This is a genomic window from Cupriavidus sp. 01L43, from assembly GCF_056399925.1.
In genome coordinates this window covers 1-2,892 of the sequence record NZ_JBFTSH010000034.1, presented here as the reverse complement: position 1 = coordinate 2,892, position 2,892 = coordinate 1, and the positions used below count along the sequence as shown (strand labels likewise).

Genomic DNA, 2,892 nt, shown 5'->3' with positions numbered 1-2,892 from the left:
AGGTCCTGCTTCTGGCCTTTGCCGACGCTACGGGCGGTGTCTTCCACCTTCAGTGGCGCGGTGACCGCCGGTAGCCCCATGTCGATGGGTGCTATCGCATAGCGCACGGGCAGGATGAGCAGGCCACGCTTGTCGCAGTAGCCGCATGTTTTTTCGATGGCCATAGACGTCAGGTCCCCAAGGTTCGAGTGTTCGAGGTATCGGCTGGCGGCAGGGGCTCGGTGATCATCGCGTGCCGCTGGGCCAGGTGGTCGTAGTCCTCGGGCGTCAGCATGACGGCGAGGTCCGGCTCAATGCGCATCGCTTGCGCCGCACGCTGCGCCCAGGAGAGGTCTCGCGGCAAAGCCAGGCGTGCGAGGACCTGGTTGACCAGGGCGATGCGCTGGGCGCGCGCCCATAGGTCGATCTCGATGGGCGTGAACCCGGCGATCCGTTCTTGCGGGATCTCGTCTAGCGTAGACCCGCCATTCGCCGCCATGTCGATGGCAAACCAGTTGCCAAACCATGGGAACGCCCATGTCGAGACCGGCGCGAGCAATACCGCCAGTTGGTCCGGATTCAGCAGCCAACAAAGATTGGCGAACACCCGAGGATCAAAGAATCGCCATAGCGCCCCCTGCCCAGACCGATTGCGAGTCTTGTCGATCGGCAGCACGAGCATCTGATTCGCCAGGTGAGACGCGAGCGCATCTACGGGAACGGGCGCCTTGAGATGCGCACAGATGCGCGGTCGCGACAGCGGCTCAAGCTGTTGAGCTTCGTACTCTTCGCCCACGATGGATTCCAGCCACTGCACTTGCCGTTCACCACACTGGCGCAGATCTATCAGCATCGGCAAGCCGGTGAGATCGCCGCTCCAGTTAGTCGGAACGCAGACACGTCCGTGGAGCGGAGTCAGCTCTTCGGTGGCGCGAAACGCGCCGGGGTCGAGCAACAGGTATCCACCATGGAAAAGTGAGGGCGGCTGGCATGTGGAAATTGCGCCGGCCGAAGGCGGCATGGTCTGGTTGGGGGTCGTCATGTCAAGGCCACACTGTTCTCACCCGCTCCCGCAGCGGCGTCGGCCGATTTACTACATGCGGAAAACCCAGGAAACTTTCCGGCGATGCTATCGGGGCCGTCCCACTTGAAGTTGGCCATCTTGATGGTCACCTGCGCTGGCGAGGCGATCGTCACGTTGCCGTTCTCCAGCTTGATGTAGGCGCCGCCGCCGTCGGTCAGCGTGACGGACTTCCTCGCCTGCAGCACGACGTGCCCCTCGCTGCTGCTGATCGTCATGTTCTGCTGGGAGACGAGTTCCATCTCGTCGTGTTGCGCCTGGATCTGGACTTTTCCCTTGCTTGCGAACAACTTGATGCCCATCTTCTGCGCAAACAGCGAGATGGATTCGCCTGCTGCCACCGTGAATCGGCGCAGCGCACCCACATCGGCATTCGCGCCCGCCGTCATCGTCAGGTCGGTGCCGGCGCTTTGCAGGATCGCGTCGGGGGTGACCATGGCGATGGTGGCGTTGGCGGAAAGCAGCATGACCGCCTGCTGCAGATCCTTGATCTGGGTCTGGAGCACCTCCTGCATCGCCTTCGCGTCGGCGGCATCCGCCTGGGCAATCTGCGCGGCCTGCGCCAGTCCCTCGATACGGGCTTGCGCGTCGCCAAGGCGCTTCATCGCCTCCTGTATGTCGAGTTGCGCCCCACTTGCCTTCGGTTGGTCATCGGTTGACAGCAGCAAGCCCTTTCCACCCCGTATCGCCCCCCAACCTGACGTGCGAAGCTCGAAGCCATCCCCGCGCTTCTTCCTCTTGCTATCCACCAAACACCCAAGGTTCAACTGGCTCTTGCCCGCATACTCGGTGGAAAGCTTGATCCCCTCCTGTCCCTCCCAGTCCTCGAAGCGCAGCTTGTTATTGCTCTGCGTACGAATCACGTTGCGCGAGAGCCAGCGGTCCTGGTTGGTGATCAGGTCCGTGTGCTGGCTGTTGTGCTGCACGTGTGCGATGTAGGGCTTGTTGGGATTGCCGTCACGGAAAGCGACGTCCACGTAGGTGCCGTCCACCAGCGGGAAATGGAAACCGGTCTGCCGCGCGCCCGCGAACGGCTTGGCCAGCGCCAGCGGCACGCTTTCGCCGCCCTTGGGCCATGCGTCGAAGTCGAAATCGAAGCGCACGATGTAGTGGCCGTGCTGGGTCAGGTAGGCGTATTTGTATTCACCCGGCGATGTGACACGCGCGCTCAGCGTGCCGGAAATGCGCGGCCATTTCGCCTCGTCCATCGGCAGCCGGAAGCGCCGGTCGGAAGGAATCGCCCGGTACGTGTTGCGATAGGCGGCGTCGCGGGCGCCGGTGTGGATGACCTCGGTGATAACCTGGCCATTGGGCGCGTCGGGCAGGGCCAGGTCCATGCGCAGGATACGCGCCGGGCAGAGCGCCAGCACGTTGCTCTCGCCGGCGTAGACCAGTTGTTCGGCAACCTTTGCCTCATGGCGCAGCTGCGCCTCCCATTTGGCGTCGTCGAAGTCGAGGTGATGGGCACCGTAGACATAGGACTCGCCGTAGGTCGTCTTCTCCTTGCGTGCGACGTTGGCGTCGCCGGTAGGTCGTTCCCAGGCCTTGTCGGGGTTGAAGTCCGCCACCCGGAACGATGCTGGGATGGTCTTCGCATGGGTCTTGAGCGCGAACACCGTTTCCTGCCCGGACTCCAGCCCCGCCGTCTCCCGGTACGGCACCCGCAGTTCCGGCTGGTAGAGGTAATGGTCGATGTCGTCACCGAAGACGATCATCTCGCCAAACTTGCCCGGGGTGAAATAGGAATAGATGCCGGATTGCTCCATCAGCAGCCGGATGTAGTCCCAGTCGGACATCCGATACTGCATGCGGAACGCAAGCTGCGGATACTT

The 2,892-nt window shown here is 62.9% G+C and carries 2 protein-coding genes; both read right to left on the bottom strand.

Translation table 11 applies throughout. From position 1 onward, the window contains the following. Positions 1-169 precede the first annotated feature (169 nt). A complete protein-coding gene (locus AC1DP9_RS27560; RefSeq protein WP_477109055.1) occupies positions 170-1,021 on the bottom strand; it encodes a DUF4123 domain-containing protein in 852 nt (283 codons plus the stop codon). Next, a partial coding sequence (locus tag AC1DP9_RS27555) for a type VI secretion system Vgr family protein (RefSeq protein ID WP_477109054.1) occupies positions 1,018-2,892 on the bottom strand: 1,875 nt, incomplete at its 5' end. The genes AC1DP9_RS27560 and AC1DP9_RS27555, both read right to left, overlap by 4 nt.

Coding starts and splice junctions, on each gene's coding strand:
- AC1DP9_RS27560 (WP_477109055.1), bottom strand. CDS start 1,021: ATGACGACCCCCAACCAGACCATGCCGCCTTCGGCCGGCGCAATTTCC.